This window comes from Polynucleobacter sp. JS-JIR-II-b4, assembly GCF_018687815.1.
In the GTDB taxonomy this organism is placed as follows: Bacteria; Pseudomonadota; Gammaproteobacteria; order Burkholderiales; family Burkholderiaceae; genus Polynucleobacter.
Window position 1 is genome coordinate 444,714 of the sequence record NZ_CP061306.1, and the last position, 17,520, is coordinate 462,233.

At 46.8% G+C, this 17,520-nt stretch carries 20 protein-coding genes; 17 read left to right on the plus strand and 3 right to left on the minus strand.

All coding sequences use genetic code 11. From position 1 onward, the window contains the following. Positions 1-13: 13 nt before the first annotated feature. Together ICV90_RS02285 and ICV90_RS02290 are read right to left on the minus strand one after the other, a co-directional pair. On the minus strand, positions 14-784 hold the full coding sequence (locus ICV90_RS02285) for an SAM-dependent methyltransferase (RefSeq protein WP_215359366.1): 771 nt from the start codon (positions 782-784) through the stop codon (positions 14-16). Positions 785-825: 41 nt separating this feature from the next. Next, complete coding sequence (locus tag ICV90_RS02290) at positions 826-1,434, minus strand: Maf family nucleotide pyrophosphatase (protein ID WP_215359368.1); 609 nt, start codon at positions 1,432-1,434, stop codon at positions 826-828. A gap of 42 nt (positions 1,435-1,476) precedes the next feature. Here ICV90_RS02290 and ICV90_RS02295 point away from each other — a divergent pair, with 42 nt between their 5' ends. From ICV90_RS02295 to nagZ, 17 genes are all read left to right on the plus strand, one after another. Further along, complete coding sequence (locus ICV90_RS02295) at positions 1,477-2,052, plus strand: DUF177 domain-containing protein (RefSeq protein ID WP_215359369.1); 576 nt, start codon at positions 1,477-1,479, stop codon at positions 2,050-2,052. Between the two features lie 105 nt (positions 2,053-2,157). Continuing rightward, positions 2,158-2,337: a 50S ribosomal protein L32 gene (gene rpmF, locus ICV90_RS02300; RefSeq protein ID WP_011902241.1), complete on the plus strand. Its 180-nt coding sequence runs from the start codon at positions 2,158-2,160 to the stop codon at positions 2,335-2,337. Between the two features lie 83 nt (positions 2,338-2,420). Then, complete coding sequence (plsX, locus tag ICV90_RS02305; RefSeq protein WP_215359371.1) at positions 2,421-3,434, plus strand: phosphate acyltransferase PlsX; 1,014 nt, start codon at positions 2,421-2,423, stop codon at positions 3,432-3,434. Continuing rightward, positions 3,431-4,417, plus strand: coding sequence for a beta-ketoacyl-ACP synthase III (locus ICV90_RS02310; protein ID WP_215359373.1), 987 nt, complete (start codon positions 3,431-3,433; stop codon positions 4,415-4,417). The genes plsX and ICV90_RS02310 overlap by 4 nt, the downstream gene beginning before the upstream one ends. 82 nt (positions 4,418-4,499) lie before the next feature. Beyond that, a complete protein-coding gene (fabD, locus tag ICV90_RS02315) occupies positions 4,500-5,435 on the plus strand; it encodes an ACP S-malonyltransferase (protein WP_215359375.1) in 936 nt (311 codons plus the stop codon). Positions 5,436-5,485: 50 nt separating this feature from the next. Continuing rightward, complete coding sequence (fabG, locus tag ICV90_RS02320) at positions 5,486-6,229, plus strand: 3-oxoacyl-ACP reductase FabG (protein WP_215359376.1); 744 nt, start codon at positions 5,486-5,488, stop codon at positions 6,227-6,229. A gap of 101 nt (positions 6,230-6,330) precedes the next feature. Further along, positions 6,331-6,570: an acyl carrier protein gene (gene acpP, locus ICV90_RS02325; RefSeq protein WP_011902246.1), complete on the plus strand. Its 240-nt coding sequence runs from the start codon at positions 6,331-6,333 to the stop codon at positions 6,568-6,570. Positions 6,571-6,591: 21 nt separating this feature from the next. Then, a complete protein-coding gene (gene fabF / locus ICV90_RS02330) occupies positions 6,592-7,839 on the plus strand; it encodes a beta-ketoacyl-ACP synthase II (protein ID WP_215359378.1) in 1,248 nt (415 codons plus the stop codon). A gap of 50 nt (positions 7,840-7,889) precedes the next feature. After that, a complete protein-coding gene (locus tag ICV90_RS02335) occupies positions 7,890-9,338 on the plus strand; it encodes a DegQ family serine endoprotease (protein WP_215359380.1) in 1,449 nt (482 codons plus the stop codon). A gap of 136 nt (positions 9,339-9,474) precedes the next feature. Beyond that, a complete protein-coding gene (lepA, locus tag ICV90_RS02340) occupies positions 9,475-11,280 on the plus strand; it encodes a translation elongation factor 4 (RefSeq protein WP_215359382.1) in 1,806 nt (601 codons plus the stop codon). After that, positions 11,280-12,086 carry a signal peptidase I gene (lepB, locus tag ICV90_RS02345; RefSeq protein ID WP_215359384.1) on the plus strand — a complete coding sequence of 269 codons (807 nt, stop codon included), beginning with the start codon at positions 11,280-11,282 and terminating at the stop codon, positions 12,084-12,086. Before lepA ends, lepB begins: the two co-directional genes overlap by 1 nt. Before the next feature lie 5 nt (positions 12,087-12,091). Continuing rightward, positions 12,092-12,883, plus strand: coding sequence for a ribonuclease III (gene rnc / locus ICV90_RS02350; protein WP_215359385.1), 792 nt, complete (start codon positions 12,092-12,094; stop codon positions 12,881-12,883). A gap of 44 nt (positions 12,884-12,927) precedes the next feature. Then, complete coding sequence (gene era, locus ICV90_RS02355) at positions 12,928-13,821, plus strand: GTPase Era (protein ID WP_251367811.1); 894 nt, start codon at positions 12,928-12,930, stop codon at positions 13,819-13,821. Positions 13,822-13,827: 6 nt separating this feature from the next. Then, a complete protein-coding gene (recO, locus tag ICV90_RS02360) occupies positions 13,828-14,562 on the plus strand; it encodes a DNA repair protein RecO (RefSeq protein WP_215359390.1) in 735 nt (244 codons plus the stop codon). Positions 14,563-14,574: 12 nt separating this feature from the next. After that, a complete protein-coding gene (gene pdxJ, locus ICV90_RS02365; RefSeq protein ID WP_215359392.1) occupies positions 14,575-15,318 on the plus strand; it encodes a pyridoxine 5'-phosphate synthase in 744 nt (247 codons plus the stop codon). Positions 15,319-15,346: 28 nt separating this feature from the next. Further along, positions 15,347-15,739 carry a holo-ACP synthase gene (gene acpS / locus ICV90_RS02370; protein ID WP_215359394.1) on the plus strand — a complete coding sequence of 131 codons (393 nt, stop codon included), beginning with the start codon at positions 15,347-15,349 and terminating at the stop codon, positions 15,737-15,739. 30 nt (positions 15,740-15,769) lie between these two features. After that, complete coding sequence (gene nagZ, locus ICV90_RS02375) at positions 15,770-16,846, plus strand: beta-N-acetylhexosaminidase (RefSeq protein WP_215359396.1); 1,077 nt, start codon at positions 15,770-15,772, stop codon at positions 16,844-16,846. Positions 16,847-16,908: 62 nt separating this feature from the next. On the opposite strand, the gene efp is transcribed toward nagZ, so the two are convergent. After that, on the minus strand, positions 16,909-17,469 hold the full coding sequence (gene efp, locus ICV90_RS02380) for an elongation factor P (protein WP_072583128.1): 561 nt from the start codon (positions 17,467-17,469) through the stop codon (positions 16,909-16,911). Positions 17,470-17,520 lie beyond the last annotated feature (51 nt).

Here is a 17,520-nt window from a genome sequence, read left to right on the forward strand (position 1 = left end):
AAGTATTGAAAAGCTAGGCTAATAGTAGAAATACTGTTGGCCTATTTTGTAGTGAGGCACAAGCAGCTTCATTCGGGTAGCGTTTGCGCCAATCCGCAATCGAAAGGGTGACAATCATTTCTGATGGCAGACTAAGATCCACTCCAAGACAGAGCAGGCTTTGTGGCGCTAACGAATTGATACAAGCCATGAGCATGGCAGTATTTCGATAGGGCGTCTCAATCCAAATTTGAGTTTGTTGTAATTTACGAGACTCAATTTCGAGTTGCTTAAGTTTGGCAGTGCGCTCATGGGTGTCATGAGGCAAGTACCCCTGAAATGCAAAACGCTGACCATTGAGTCCACTTGCCATTAGGCCTAACAAGATCGAGCTCGGTCCAACGAGTGGCTTCACTTGGGCGCCTAGTTTGTGAGCTGCCAGCACCAACTCAGCGCCAGGATCCGCAACGCCTGGGACTCCTGCTTCAGACATCAAGCCCATATCATTTCCAGCAAGCAAAGGTTTGAGTAAATCAGCCGGTTTGACAGCATCGCCATACTTTGCATTGCGTGCAGCACCACGCCATTCACTCATTTGCATTTCTTGAATAGTGCATGCCAATGGAGAAGCAGAATCGATTGCTTTTAATAGTGCGCGCGCTGTTTTGGCGTCTTCCACAATCCAGTGCTTTAGCTTGGCTGTTTGCGCAATCGTTTCGGATGGAAGAACCCAAGGCAATTGCTCAGCGCGACCATCATCACCGAGAGTGTTTGGAACTAAATAAAGAGTACCGAGTTTGCTCATGAATTATTTTTTTCTAATGATGCTAGTTATTAATTTTCGTTTTATGTTTTTGCTGGAATTACAAACCCAGCATCGCGCAGTAAGCCGGCTAATGCAATGAGTGGTAAGCCAATTAAAGCGGTTGGGTCATTACTCTGGATGGACTCTAGTAGGCTAATACCAAGGCCTTCAGACTTAGCGCTGCCGGCACAGTCATAAGGCTCTTCGGCAAGTAAATAGGCCTCTAATGCGCTGTCTGGAAGTTTGCGAAAGGTGACTTCAGTGGGAACGCATAAAGTGGTTTGGGTGTCACCCTTCATCAAGCACAGTGCCGTTTGAAAAGTCACTATTTGACCGCGCATCAGTTGTAGTTGCACTAATGCCCTTTCAAAATTACCTGGCTTACCAATCGCTGCACCACAAAGATCGGCAACTTGATCAGAGCCAATGACCCAAGCATCAGGATGTTGTTTGGCAACTGCAGCTGCTTTGGCTTGAGCAAGTCGAAGCGCTAAAGCAAGAGTGCTCTCGCCGGTGAGTGGGGTTTCATCTACCTTTGGTGAGATGACTTCAAAGGGGATGCGTAGGCGCTCTAAAAGTTCACGGCGGTATACCGAAGTGGATGCCAAGATGAGTCTTGGATTTTGAGGTGTATTTGTGGAGGTACTCATTTTTGCTGTGCTTTCTAAGGCGCCTTCATTTAGACTGATGCCATGAATCGTAATCAAGTTTTACCTCAAGTCGAACTATCTTCCGAGCCTAGCGCCTTAAAGAGGGTAGATTTTTGTGCCCCCCAATCTTATGCGGGGTCTGGTTTTTTAAGCATGTCAGATATGCCAAGGGTGGCCGAGGAGGCTTCAACCGTTAACCCAGCCGATGGCTTTAATTGGTCTGTGAGAACCTATTTTGAGGATTCCCCAGGTAGTGAGCCTCATCAAATCCTCGAATTGGGTCTAAAGGGTCGTTTGCACCTGGTATGCCAACGCTGTTTACAAGATTGCGCGGTAGATTTGGATGAAAAACGCCGATTTATTCTGGTTTTGACGGATTTTGAGGCTGATGAATACCCTGTTGAGGATGAGGAGCAAGAGCCCCTGGTCGTAAATCAGCATTTCAACCTCTTAGAAACCATTGAGGATGAGGTTCTATTGTCTTTACCCCTGATTCCAAAGCATCCAGATGGGTTTTGTGAACCCCATGCATCTACCTTTGGGGATGGCGGTGATGAGGAGCCATCAAATGAGCGGGAAAATCCCTTTAACGTATTGAAAAATATGAAGAAAAACTGAAATTAGGGGTCTGATTTCAGTTGTTGTTTTATGTATCTTCTGTCAATAAATCAAGCATTTAGGTGCATTTCCATGCTAGAATATTGCCTTGCTTAGGAGTTCAATATGGCCGTTCAACAAAACAAAAAATCACCTTCCAAACGTGGCATGCACCGTGCGCACGACTTCTTGACCGCACCTGCTACGGCTGTTGAAGCCACAACTGGTGAGGCTCATTTGCGCCACCACATTTCACCTAACGGCTACTATCGTGGTCGTAAAGTTGTTAAAACTAAAAACGACTAATTTTTTAGTCTAAACAGATAGAAGCGGCTCCAGTAAAAGCCGCTTTTTTCTTGGATAAATCACTTGCAGCAATCAATGAGCTTATGAGCGTTACTCTTGCTATTGATGCCATGGGCGGAGATCATGGAGTCGTCGTGACGGTTCCGGCTGCCTGCGATTTTTTAGAAAAACATGCTGATGTGAAGATCACCCTTGTTGGTGATTCTGATTTAATCAAGCAAGCATTGAGTAAATCTCCCAAAGCTCCGATGGAGCGAATTCAAATTATTCCCGCTAGTGAAGTTGTCTTGATGGATGATCCCATTGAGATTGCTTTGCGTCGTAAAAAAGATTCATCTATGCGTGTTGCTATTGAGCAGGTTAAAGAAGGCGCTGCTGATGCTGTAGTTTCTTCTGGCAATACTGGCGCACTCATGGCGATCTCTCGCTATATTCTCAAAACGCTTGATGGCGTTGATCGCCCTGCGATTGCTACCGCCATACCCAATGAATTAGGGCGCGGGACAACTATGCTAGACCTCGGTGCAAATGCCGACTGCGAGCCAATGCACTTAGTTCAGTTTGCCCAAATGGCAAACGTGATGGTGCAAGTGGTTGATGGCAAGGAAAACCCTTCAATTGGCCTTCTCAATATTGGTGAGGAAGTGATTAAAGGTAATGAGGTTGTTAAGCAAACCAGCGAGTTACTTCGCCAAACCTCTTTAAACTTTTACGGCAACGTAGAAGGTAATGATATTTTTAAGGGCACTACGGATATCGTGGTGTGCGATGGTTTTGTTGGCAACGTCGTTCTGAAAGCCAGTGAAGGTTTAGCAAAAATGATGAGTGGTTTGATTCGTCAAGAATTTAATCGCTCATGGCTTACCAAGTTGATGGCGATCTGTGCAATGGTGCCGTTGCTAAGAGTTCGTAAGCGGGTTGATCATCGTCGTTATAACGGTGCAGTATTGTTGGGTTTACGTGGTTGTGTAATTAAGAGTCATGGTTCTGCTGATCGCTTTGCTTTTGGCTTTGCCTTGGATCGCGCCTATGAGGCAGCTAAGAACCGCATGGTAGAGCGCATTGCTGCAGCCTTTGTGGTGGAGACAAAAGTATGAGTATTTTTGCAAGAGTAGCGGGTACCGGAAGTTATCTTCCTGAGTTGCGCTTAACTAATCAAGACTTAGTGGAGCGTCTGGCTAAAACTGGCCTGGAGACCAGTGATGAGTGGATTAAAACGCGTAGCGGTATTTCTGCGCGCCACTTTGCTGCTGAGAACGAATTAACTAGTGATCTAGCAGTGAAGGCTGCACAAGCTGCTTTAACTAGCGCCGGTATTACCTCTGAAGATTTGGACCTCATCATTTTGGCCACTTCTACCCCAGATCATTTGGGCGGCTTTCCAAGTACTGCTTGCGTAGTACAAGACAAATTAGGCGCGCACACTGCTTGTGCGGCTTTTGATGTGCAAGCAGTGTGCGCTGGCTTTACTTATGCACTTGCCATTGCAGATGCATTTATTCGTTCTGGTTCATACAAAAAAGTATTGGTCATCGGTGCAGAAACATTCTCCCGTATTCTGAATTTCCAAGACCGTGGCACTTGTGTCTTGTTTGGCGATGGTGCTGGAGCTGTTGTGCTGGAGGCTTCTCAAGAGGCGGGCATTCTCTCTACTGCATTACATGCTGATGGTAGTCAACGCGATATTTTGTGTGTTCCTGGGCGTGCTGGTAATGGCGAAGTGCATGGTTCCCCATTTATGACCATGGATGGTCCAGCTGTCTTTAAGCTTGCTGTGAAGGTTTTAGAACAAGTAGCTCACGAGGCACTCGAAAAAGCAAACCTCAAGGCTGAGCAAATCGACTGGCTAGTACCGCATCAAGCCAATATTCGCATTATGGAAGGCACGGCTAAGAAGATGGGTATGTCCATGGATAAAGTCATTGTTACTGTGCATGAGCATGGCAATACTTCGGCTGCATCCATTCCGTTGGCATTAGATGCTGGCGTGCGCTCTGGGCAGATTCAGCGTGGACAACATCTCTTGCTAGAGGGTGTTGGCGGCGGGTTCGCTTGGGGTGCGGTCACTATAAAGTATTAACGACGGGTAGAAATACGCCTCACAAAATCGATTCACTATTTCTATTCATTTCTTTAATTATTTAAATTAGCGAATTAATCACATGACATTTGCATTTGTATTTCCAGGTCAAGGCTCTCAATCCGTTGGCATGCTCAATTCCATTTCTGAGCGCCCGGAAGTGCGTGCAACATTGCAAGAGGCTTCTGAGGCATTAGGTGAGGACGTTGCAAAGCTGATTTCTGAAGGCCCTGCAGAGGCGCTGTCATTAACCACGAATACTCAGCCTGTGATGTTGACTGCGGGCGTTGCCTTTTATCGAGCCTGGTTGGCAGCAGGTGGATCTGCGCCCAAGGTAATGGCAGGTCATAGCCTTGGTGAGTACTCTGCCTTGGTTGCGTCTGGCGTTATTTCTTTTAAAGATGCTGTTCCATTGGTGCGCTTTCGTGCTGAAGCAATGCAAACTGCTGTACCGGTAGGTACAGGCGGTATGGCTGCGATTCTCGGCTTGGATGATGCAATCGTGATTCAGGTTTGTGCTGAAGCAAGCGCTGCTTCTGGCGGTGTTGTTGAGGCCGTCAACTTCAATGCCCCTGGTCAAGTAGTGATTGCTGGTGCAAGTGATGCCGTTACTAAAGCATGTGAATTATTGAAGGCTGCTGGCGCTAAGCGTGCCTTGCCGTTGCCAGTATCTGCACCATTCCATTCTTCTTTACTGCAACCAGCCTCTGAAAAACTCAAAGGCTACTTAGCCAATATTGAATTTAAAGCGCCAACCATTTCCGTTATCAATAATGTGGATGTTGAGGTATTGAATGACCCTGCAGCTATTAAAGATGCCTTAGTGCGTCAAGCTGCCAAGCCTGTTCGTTGGCAGGAAACCATTCAGGCTATCGCTTCTCAAGGTATTACTCAGGTAGTGGAGTGTGGTCCTGGCAAAGTATTAGCAGGCCTTACCAAGCGTATTAACGATCAAGTGACTGGTGTACCAGTATTTGACGAAGCTAGCTTGAATGAAGTTCTAGCAAGCCTGAAATAAAATCCAGATTAAATAAAATTAAGAAGTACTCAAAACAGCGGAAGACAAATATGAATCTCGACTTAAGCGGACAAATTGCTTTAGTAACTGGCGCCTCACGCGGTATTGGTCAGGCAATCGCGGATGAGCTAGTTAAGTGTGGCGCCAAGGTAATTGGAACGGCTACATCCGAGAGTGGAGCTAAAGCGATTGATGAGCGTTTAAAAGCTTCAGGCGGTGCTGGCAAAGTATTGAATGTGACTGCCCCAAATGCTTGTGAAGAAATTATTGATCTGATCGTCAAAGAGTATGGCGGCATCAATATCTTGGTGAATAACGCTGGCATCACTCGTGACAATTTAGCAATGCGCATGAAGTCTGAAGAGTGGACTGATGTGATTGATACCAACCTGAGTTCAGTCTTCCGTCTTTCTCAAGCAGTGATGCGTCCCATGATGAAGGCTCGTGGTGGCCGCATTATTAATATCACTTCAATTGTCGGCCATATGGGTAATCCTGGTCAGGCAAATTACGCTGCTGCAAAGGCGGGGGTTTCAGGTATGACTCGTGCTTTAGCCCGTGAGATCGGTAGCCGTAATATCACTGTGAATTGCGTAGCTCCTGGATTTATTGATACTGATATGACCCGTGCCTTGAGCGAAGAACAGCAAAATGCCCTAAAAGTGAACATTCCTTTGGCGCGTTTGGGTAGTCCTGAGGATGTCGCCCAAGCGGTGGCCTTTTTGGCCTCTCCAGCTGCTGGTTATATTACGGGTAATACCCTCCACGTCAATGGCGGACTCTATTTAGCCTAACGGCAAAGCCAGGATTTGGTCATTTTTAGGCGAATTTGCTAATTCGGTCCGCCAAACTGATAAAATCCTCTCATCGTTTTTTACAACCCCTGGGGAAATTAATGGACAACATCGAACAACGCGTTAAGAAAATCGTCGCCGAGCAATTGGGCGTCGCTGAAGGAGACATCAAGAATGAATCTTCTTTTGTGAACGACTTGGGCGCTGACTCTCTTGACACTGTTGAGCTGGTTATGGCTTTGGAAGATGAATTCGGCATCGAAATTCCTGATGAGGAAGCTGAAAAGATCACCACAGTTCAGCTCGCGATCGACTTCGCTACATCAAAAGCTCAGGGTTAATTCCCTAGCCTAGGTATTACTGTGTCAGCATCAAATGGCCGACGCCGGGTAGTAGTTACCGGCCTTGGTCTTATCTCACCTGTTGGTAATTCGGTTGATGTAGCTTGGTCTAATTTGCTTGCGGGCAAATCAGGTATTGCTACCATCACCAAGTTTGACCACACTCCGCTTAGCGTTCATTTCGCTGGAGAGGTGAAAGATTTCAATGTCGAGGAATATGTTTCTGCCAAAGAGGCGCGCCATATGGATACCTTTATCCATTACGGCATTGCCGCTGGTACGCAAGCCATTCGCGACAGTGGTTTAGAGATTACCGAACAAAACGCTGAGCGCATTGGCGTCATGGTTGGCTCCGGTATCGGTGGCTTGCCAATGATTGAGGCAACGGGTGCTGAGTTGTTGGCTCGCGGCCCCCGTCGTATTTCACCGTTCTTTGTTCCAGGCTCCATCATCAATATGATTTCTGGGCACCTCAGTATTTTGTTTGGCCTTAAAGGTCCAAACGTTGCTGCGGTAACTGCGTGTACTACTGGATTGCACAGCATCGGTTTAGCTGCTCGCTTAATTCAGTATGGCGACGCGGATGTGATGGTTGCTGGTGGTGCTGAATCAACTATCTCTGCATTAGGCGTTGGCGGCTTTGCTTCTGCAAGAGCGCTTTCTACCCGCAACGATGATCCTGCTACTGCGTCACGCCCTTGGGATAAAGACCGCGATGGTTTTGTTCTGGGTGAGGGCGCAGGTGTTGTTGTGATTGAAGAGTATGAGCACGCTAAAGCTCGCGGAGCAAAAATCTATTGCGAATTACTGGGCTTTGGTATGAGTGGTGATGCTTATCATATGACTGCACCAAATATGGATGGCCCCCGTCGTTGCATGGTGAATGCAATGCGTGATGCCAAACTCAATCCAGATCAAATTCAGTATTTAAATGCTCACGGAACTTCTACGCCTTTGGGCGACAAGAATGAAACCGAAGCGATTAAAGCGGCTTTGGGCGATCATGCCAAAAAGGCTTTAATAAACTCTACCAAGTCGATGACTGGCCACCTTTTGGGCGGCGCCGGTGGCTTGGAGTCTGTTTTCACGATTTTGGCCCTTCATAACCAAAAATCACCACCTACTATCAATATCTTCAATCAAGATCCTGAGTGCGACCTGGACTACTGCGCCAATACCGCTAGGGATGTGAAGATTGACCATGCAGTCAAAAACAATTTTGGCTTTGGGGGTACTAACGGTACCTTGATTTTTGGCAAACTGACCTAATATTCTTAATATCTTCTTTGTTGGTTTTCACCAAGTAGGTCTATAGCATTATGAAAAAGTATTTAATTGCGCTCTTGGCTATCTTTGGTCTGGGGCAAGTTGCGTTTATTCCACCTGCGTTAGCTCAAAATCCTCGAGTCACCATTCCTGACTTTGCGGATTTGGTTGAACGCGCTAGTCCTGCGGTCGTCAATATTCGTACTACTGAAAAAGTAGTAGTGCAGCAAGTGCAAGGTGGCATACCTGGGATGCCAGAAGATCAGGCGGAATTTTTCCGCCGTTTCTTTGGCGTACCTATTCCGGGAATTCCAAACGGACCTAAACCAGCGCAACCTAATCCAGGCAAGCCGCAAGAAGCAGATCGTGGCGTAGGCTCTGGTTTCATTATTGAATCCAATGGTTTGATTTTGACTAATGCTCATGTTGTTGAGGGCGCCACCACTATTTATGTAACCCTGACTGATAAGCGCGAGTTCAAAGCAAAGTTACTTGGCATGGATAAGCGTACCGATGTTGCAGTCGTCAAAATTGAAGCGCGTGATTTACCAAAGCTACCTTTAGGTGACTCATCCAAGGTGCGAGTAGGTGAGTGGGTCCTGGCAATTGGCTCCCCGTTCGGCCTTGAGAATACGGTGACTGCAGGTATTGTGTCGGCGAAGAGTCGCGATACAGGTGACTACTTACCCTTTATTCAGACTGACGTAGCTGTGAATCCTGGAAACTCTGGTGGCCCACTTTTAAATACTGCTGGTCAAGTGATTGGTATCAACTCACAAATATTTAGTCGCTCTGGTGGCTATATGGGGATCTCTTTTGCAATTCCGATTGATGAGGCAATGCGTGTTGCAGATCAATTGCGTACATCCGGAAAGATTTCTCGCGGGCGCATTGGTGTTGCTTTGGGTGAGATGACGAAAGAGGTAGCTGAGAGTTTAGGCTTAGGCAAACCACGTGGTGCTTATGTTCGTAACGTTGAACCAGGTGGCCCTGCAGCCGCCGGTGGAATTGAGGCGGGCGATGTGATTCTGAGCTTCAATGGCAAAGATATTTCTAAGTCCACCGATTTGCCTAGAGTCGTAGGTGAAACCAAGCCAGGCACTTCTGTGCCAGTACAAGTTTGGCGTAAAGGCGGAGCCCGTGATTTAACGGTCACTGTAACTGATACCGAATCTACTCAGGCGGCTAATAAAAAGGCAGATGCCCCTGCGGCAAATGGCAATAGCGCCAATACCCTGGGAGTTGTTGTTGGTGAACTATCGGATGCCAAAAAGAAGGATTTGAATATCAAGGGCGGGGTTGAAGTGACCGGGTTAGGGGATGGCCCTTTGGCAAAAGCGGGGATTCGACCAGGTGACGTCATTATTCGGGTGGCAGATGCCGATATTACGAGCGTTAAGCAGTTTGAGGCTCTAGTTAAGGGTTTGGACGCTAATAAGGCTGTACCGGTCTTTATCCGCCGCGCTGACAGCACTTTAGTCGTTCCTGTAAGGCCTAAATAACCCCATTTTGGGCCTAAAAAAGGGGTTTGGCGCCTTTTAGGCGCCACCCATTACAATCACTTTAAGACGACTTTTTGCAGCGCATCATCGTGGTGCGTTCTGACAAGGCGTTTTTTGAATGACCTATTAAGACGCTATGGATTTAATCCGCAATTTTTCTATCATCGCCCATATCGATCACGGCAAATCGACGCTTGCTGATCGCATTATTCAACTCTGCGGCGGTCTCTCTGATCGTGAAATGGAAGCACAAGTTCTAGACTCAATGGATATTGAGCGTGAGCGCGGCATCACTATTAAGGCGCAAACCGCAGCGTTAAATTACAAAGCCAAAGACGGCAAGATTTACCACATCAACCTGATTGACACCCCAGGACACGTTGACTTCTCTTATGAGGTCAGTCGCTCTTTGTCTGCCTGTGAAGGTGCCTTGTTAGTCGTAGATGCCAGTCAAGGTGTTGAAGCGCAAACAGTTGCCAACTGTTACATGGCGCTTGAGTTAGGTGTTGAGGTTGTACCAGTACTCAACAAGATAGACTTGCCGCAAGCCGATCCTGAGCGCGCCAAAAAAGAAATTGAAGACGTCATTGGTATCGATGCTTCTGAGGCCGTCACCTGCTCAGCCAAAACAGGTTTGGGTGTTGCGGATGTCATCGAGGAAATGATCGCCAGAGTGCCGCCGCCAAAGGGTAATGCAGAAGATCCATTGCAAGCCTTGATTATTGACTCCTGGTTTGACAATTACGTAGGCGTTGTCATGTTGGTGCGCGTTGTGAATGGCACTCTAAAACCAAAAGAAAAAATTACCTTGATGGCCAATGGTTCAAGCCATTTAGTCGAGCATGTAGGTGTGTTTAGTCCGAAGTCAGTAGATCGTCCAGAGTTATCTGCTGGTCAAGTGGGCTTTGTGATTGCCGGCATTAAAGAATTAAAAGCTGCCAAGGTTGGCGACACCGTGACACATACTCCCGGGCAGCAAGGGCGCGTTCCTGCGGCTGAGCCACTACCTGGTTTTAAAGAAGTGAAGCCCCAAGTTTTTGCTGGCCTATATCCAGTAGAAGCGAGTGAATACGATCAGTTGCGCGAATCCCTTGAGAAGCTCAAGCTAAATGATGCTTCACTCTTGTATGAGCCAGAGGTATCTCAGGCTCTTGGTTTTGGATTCCGCTGCGGCTTCTTAGGTTTGTTGCACATGGAGATTGTGCAAGAGCGTTTAGAGCGTCAGTACGGCATGAATCTCATCACGACTGCTCCAACGGTGGTGTATCAAGTGGAGCAGTCTGATGGCACGCTCATGATGGTGGATAACCCGTCGAAGATGCCTGAGGCCAGCAAGATCAATACGATTCTTGAGCCTATCGTGACCGTTAATTTATACATGCCGCAAGAGTATGTAGGGGCGATGATTACCTTGTGCGTAGGTAAGCGTGGTATTCAGATGGATATGAACTACTTAGGTCGTCAGGTCAAACTCACTTACGAGTTGCCGATGGCCGAGATTGTTTTGGACTTCTTTGACAAAATGAAATCCATCTCACGCGGATATGCCTCAATGGATTACGAGTTCAAAGAATATCGCCCAGCAGATGTTGTTAAGGTCGATATCCTGATTAATAGTGAGCGGGTAGATGCCCTCTCTGTGATTGTTCACCGCAGTAATAGTCAACATCGTGGGCGCGAAGTGGTGGCCAAGATGCGCGGCATTATTCCTCGTCAAATGTTCGATGTGGCTATTCAGGCAGCGATTGGTAGCAATATTGTTGCGCGTGAAAACGTCAAGGCATTGCGCAAGAACGTGTTGGCAAAGTGCTACGGCGGTGACATCTCCCGTAAGCGTAAGTTATTAGAGAAGCAAAAAGAAGGTAAGAAACGTATGAAGCAAGTAGGTAACGTGGAAATTCCACAAGAAGCCTTCTTGGCTATTCTGCAGGTGGAGGATTAATGAACTTTGCTCTAGTCCTTTTTATTTTGGTGATTGTTTCTGGAATCGCTTGGGTTGCTGACAAATTGCACTTTGCCCCGCAAAGACGTTTGGCTGGTATTGACCGTATGCCTTTGTGGCTTGAATACACCGCAGGCTTCTTCCCAGTTATTTGTGCAGTATTTGTATTGCGCTCTTTTATTGCTGAGCCTTTCAAGATTCCTTCCGGCTCAATGATTCCTACATTACAAATCGGTGACTTCATTTTGGTAAATAAATTTACCTATGGAATTCGTTTGCCGGTGCTCAATCAAAAAGTCGTTGATTTGGGTTCGCCTAAGCGTGGCGATGTTGTCGTATTTCGCTACCCCCGTGATGAATCGGTGGATTACATCAAGCGTGTAGTGGCATTGCCAGGCGATGAAATCACTTATGAAAATAAGCGCTTGATTATTAATGGGCAGCCCTTGCAATATAGTGGCGGTGAGCCGTATCTCGATCCTGAGAATATGCGCTATGCCAAACGTTTCACAGAAACCTACCCGGCAGATTTAGGTGGCAATCGTCATGACATCCTCAATGACCCAGATCGTCCAGCCACCGTATTTCCGACTGAGCGTTTTCCGGGTTCTGAGTTCTGCCAGTACCAACAGTCAGGCGTGACTTGCAAGGTGCCCGCAGGGCATTACTTTGCGATGGGTGATAACCGTGATAACAGCGCAGACTCACGTTACTGGGGCTTTGTACCGGATAAAAACATTGTTGGCAAAGCCTTCTTTGTTTGGCTTAATCTAGGCAATCTTGGCCGCATAGGCGGATTCGAGTAAATATTATGAATGCGCGCGCCGTTATCGAAACTGGACCGCTGCAAGAGCGCCTTGGCTACACCTTCAAGAAGTCGGAGCTACTAAATCAAGCATTGACTCATCGCAGTCATAGCAAGAAAAATAACGAGCGCTTGGAGTTTCTGGGTGACTCTATTCTGAATTGCGTTGTTGCGGAAATGCTCTATGAGCGTTATTCGGACCTGGATGAGGGCGACCTCTCTCGCGTACGTGCAAACTTAGTAAAGCAACAAGCTTTATACGAAATTGCCCAAACTTTATCCTTGTCTGATTACTTGCGCCTGGGCGAAGGTGAGTTGAAGAGCGGTGGCTTCCGTCGTCCCTCTATTCTTGCTGATACCTTAGAGGCAGTAACTGGTGCGATCTTTATGGATGGTGGTTTTGAAGCAGCTAAGGCCAGCTTACGTAAGCTGTATTCCATTATCTTGGCACACGTTGATCCTAAAACCTTAGGTAAGGACGACAAAACTTTATTGCAAGAATGCTTGCAAGGCTATCAATTGCCATTGCCGACCTATAACGTTACTGGCACTACTGGCGCTGCACACAACCAGCAGTTTGAAGTGGAGTGTTTGATCCCTAGCCATAAAGTGGCAGTCAAGGGTGAGGGTGCCTCGCGTCGTGCTGCTGAGCAAGCCGCAGCAAAGTTGGCTTTGATTGCAATGCTCAAGGCTTTGCCGCAAGAATCTCGTAAACCCAAGAAGACTCGGTCGGCCAAGAAGAAGGCGGCTAAAAAAGAAGTGACTGAAGAGCAGTTCAATCTTAAGCTGAAGGGCTAATCGTGTTTAGATGCGGCACCATCGCCATTGTTGGGCGTCCTAATATGGGTAAATCAACTCTTCTGAATGCATTGGTTGGTCAGAAGATCAGTATTACCTCTCGCAAGGCGCAAACTACGCGTCATCGTATTTTGGGAATTCAGAATCGCGAAGAAGCGCAGTTCATCTTTATTGATACCCCAGGCTTTCAGACGCGTTTAATGAACACCTTAAATAAAGCGCTGAATCGTACTGTCACCACTGCCTTACAGGACGTGAATGTCGCTTGCTTCGTGGTTGAGGCTGGGTACTTTGGTGAAGATGATAAAAAGGTATTAAAGCTACTGCCAGATGACTTGCCGGTTGTACTGGTTTTAAATAAATTAGATTTGTTTAATAGTCGCTTTCAGACTCCATCAGAGCGTGACCAAGCACTTCTTAGCTTCATTAAAGATATGGCTCGCCCTTGGTGCGAACTAGGTGGCCATGAAGATCAGAAGTGTGAGTTTGCTGAGATCGTGCCAATGAGCGCTAAGAGTCCTGGCGATATTGAAAGATTACTGGATGTACTTGAGGGCTATTTACCTGAGGCGCCAGCTGTCTACGATGGTGATACCATCACTGACCGTAGTGAACGCTTCCTGGCTGCTGAGATTCTGCGTGAAAAAGTATTCCGCTTTACTGGTGAAGAACTGCCTTACACCAGCACGGTAGTCATCGACCAGTTCAAGATGGATGGCAAGATGCGTCGCATTGCCGCAACCATTTTGGTTGATCGCGATAGTCACAAGGCAATGATCATTGGTCAAAAGGGTGAGCGTCTCAAGAAGATTTCAACTGATGCTCGCATCGATATGGAAAAGCTCTTCGATGGCAAAGTTTTTTTAGAGACTTGGGTGAAAGTCAAACGTGGCTGGGCAGACGATCGTGCCGAACTTCGGGCCCAAGGACTGGAATAAGTTCCGATGGCCTCGATTCGCATTGCTGACGAGCCTGCTTTTGTATTGCATAGCATTCCCTATAAAGAGACCAGCTTAATTCTGGATGTCTTTACTCGGCAATATGGTCGTATGGCTTTGATTGCCAAGGGCGCCAAGCGTCCACACTCCACACTAAGACCAGTATTGCAGCGCTTTCAACCGCTGCTAGTCTCTTGGAGCGGTAAATCAGAGTTGCGTACCTTAACGAAGTCGGAGTGGGTGGGGGGTATGCCTTCTTTGGTTGGCGATGCTTTGCTCTGCGGCTTCTATCTCAATGAATTACTCGTCAAGTTTTTAGCGCGTGAAGATGATTACGAAAGGCTTTACGATCGCTATTCCGAGACTATTAATGCTTTATCAAATCTGGAGTTCGAGTCTAAGGGCTTAGAAGAGATTTTGCGTCCATTTGAATTGGCACTCTTGCAAGAGACGGGTTATGCGGCTGCCTTGGATCGCTGCGTTGAAACCAATGAAGCGCCCCTGGCTCAAGAGCAATACATCTATCAACCAGAGCGGGGTGTTCGCCCAGTTCAAGTGGATGATCCAGGACATTGGCCCGTTCTCACTGGGAAATCTCTTTTAGCGATTGCGGCGGGGGATTTCTCTGATCCCGAGACATTGTCTGAGAGTAAGCAATTGATGCGCTTTCTGCTTGGCCTGCATTTACAGGATCAAGTCTTAACAACCCGCCAAATTTTGATTGATTTGAAGAAAATCTAGTAATCTACAGAGATGAGCAGCCATCCAAGCCTTGAACTGGGTATCAATATCGATCACGTTGCCACTTTGCGTAATGCACGCGGCACCGTCTATCCTGATCCATTAAGGGCGGCAGCTCTGGCTGAGGAGGCGGGAGCAGATCTCATTACCCTGCATTTACGAGAAGATCGTCGACATATTAAAGATGCGGATTTATTAGCACTGCGTCCACTAATTAAAACGCGCATGAACTTAGAGTGTGCGGTAACGCCCGAGATGATTGATATCGCATGTAAGGTTAAGCCACACGATGTTTGCTTAGTTCCGGAGAAACGGGAAGAGGTCACAACGGAAGGTGGACTGGATGTCTTGGGACATTTTGAGGCAGTGAAATCCGCTACAAAAAAATTAGTTGATGCTGGTATTCGGGTATCTCTATTTATTGATCCAGAAGAAAAACAAATCCAAGCAGCTAAAGAAGTTGGTGCAACCGTAGTGGAATTGCATACAGGTCGTTACGCCGATTTGTCTGGAGCTGAGCAAGCAAAAGAGTTGGAGCGTATTCGTAAGGCTGCGATATTTGGAAAAAGTATCGGCCTGAGAGTGAATGCGGGTCATGGCTTACATGAAGGTAATGTCAAACTAGTAGCTGCCATTACTGAATTATCTGAACTCAATATTGGCCATGCGATTGTTGCTGAGGCCTTATTTAAGGGCTGGCAAAAAGCAATCATCGACATGAAAGCCTTGATGGCTCAGGGCAGAGCCATCACTTAAGAGTCAATAATAAAAACTACTGACATCCATGATCATCGGCATCGGCACAGATATTCTGCAGATTGAGCGCTTACAAGCAGCTTACGATCGCACCAATGGCCGTCTAGCTGAAAAAATTCTGGGACCAGATGAAATGCTGGTATTTAAACATCGCCTTGCCAGAAATCATAAGCGCGGGATTGCATTCTTAGCTACGCGTTTTGCCGCTAAGGAGGCCTTTTCAAAAGCGATTGGGCTTGGTATGAGAATGCCGATGACCTGGCGTTCACTTCAAACCCTAAATGAGCCTAGTGGCAAACCAATCACTTCTTACTTAGGAGCTTTGGCACTATTTATGAAAGAAAAAAATTGGGAAGCTCACGTTACTGTGAGCGATGAACAAGATATGGCAATTGCGCATGTCATCGTTACTCAAAAGTAAGTAAAAAATACAGTTGAAATAGAGGAATAAATGAGTACTTTAACCATGGTCCCTGGCCCAGTCACCCTGGATGTTGTTGGTCTGGAATTAAATGTCGAGGATCGTCGACGCATCTTGCATCCCCTGACTGGCGGCGTCATTTTATTTGGTAGAAACTTCGCCAATCGTCAGCAACTCACCAAATTAACCGCTGCCATTAAGAAGCTGCGCCCCGATGTGCTTATATCCATTGATCATGAGGGCGGTCGAGTACAGCGCGCTAAATCCGATGGCTTTACCCATTTACCAGCAATGCGCAAATTGGGTGAATTGTGGGGAGCCAAAAATAAATCCACTCACGCTGCAGAATCTGCTGCTATCGCAATGGCTGCAGCAACAGCCTGTGGGTATGTGCTTGCCGCTGAGTTGCGTGCCTGTGGTGTTGACTTTAGTTTTACCCCGGTACTGGATTTAGATTTTGGTCGCAGTGGAGTGATTGGCGATCGATCTTTTAGTCGTGATCCACAAATAGTCTTTGCTCTAGCAAAAAGTTTAAATGAAGGTTTGCGTCTTGCTGGCATGGCCAACTGTGGCAAGCACTTCCCTGGACATGGCTGGGCTGAGGCGGATTCGCATGTAGCCATTCCGGTAGACGAGCGCTCCTTAAAAGAAATCTTGAATGATGATGCTAAGCCGTATGAGTGGTTGGATTTGAGTTTGGCTTCAGTCATGCCGGCACATGTGATTTATCCGAAGGTGGATAAGAACCCAGCAGGATTTTCAAAGATCTGGCTCCACTCCATTCTGCGTCAAGAATTAGGCTTTGAAGGTGTGATCTTTAGCGACGACCTATCCATGGAAGGCGCTAGTGTTGCTGGATCGGTAGTGAAGGGCGCAGAGATGGCGCTAGAGGCTGGTTGCGATGCGGTATTAATTTGTAATCGTCCTGATTTGGCAGATCAGCTACTCTCTAAATTGAAGGTATCAAAAGCCAAGCTCAGCGAATCTAAAGCTCGTTTAAATCGCTTGATGCCAACTGCTGTAGCGCCTAATTGGGAAGTCCTTCAAGGCGAAGTTGAATATCAACATGCAAAAGGCTTGCTTGAGCAGTTAAAGCTGATTGCATAAAATAATTGCTGCGATAAAAAAAGCCCGGCATGCCGGGCTTTTTAACTTTCGTAGTTCGCTAATTAGTTAGCGCGGCTACGGTATTCACCAGTGCGAGTATCGATCTCGATTTTGTCGCCAGTGTTGCAGAACAATGGAACTTGCAATTCATAGCCGGTAGCTAATTTTGCGTTCTTCAATACCTTGCCTGAGCTGGTATCACCTTTAACTGCTGGCTCTGTGTAAATGATTTCACGAACCAATGAGTTAGGCATTGCTACTGAGAGTGCTTTACCTTCGTAGAACACTACTTCGCATGGCATGCTTTCTTCGAGGTAGTTCAATGCATCACCCATGAACTCAGCTTCAACTTCGTACTGGTTGTATTCAGTATCCATAAATACATACATTGGATCTGCGAAGTAAGAGTAAGTACATTCTTTCTTATCGAGAATCACAACATCAAACTTGTCATCCGCTTTGTAAACGCCTTCGTTTGGCGCACCAGTTAACAAATTCTTAAATTTCATTTTCACAACAGAGGAGTTGCGGCCAGAGCGGCTGTATTCGGCCTTTAAAACGACCTGGGCATCAGTACCAATCATGACTACGTTACCAACGCGGAGTTCTTGTGCTGTTTTCATCTTGCTATTCCTGGGGGCAGAGCTAATTTTCTGCGGTTTTTATCAAAAACA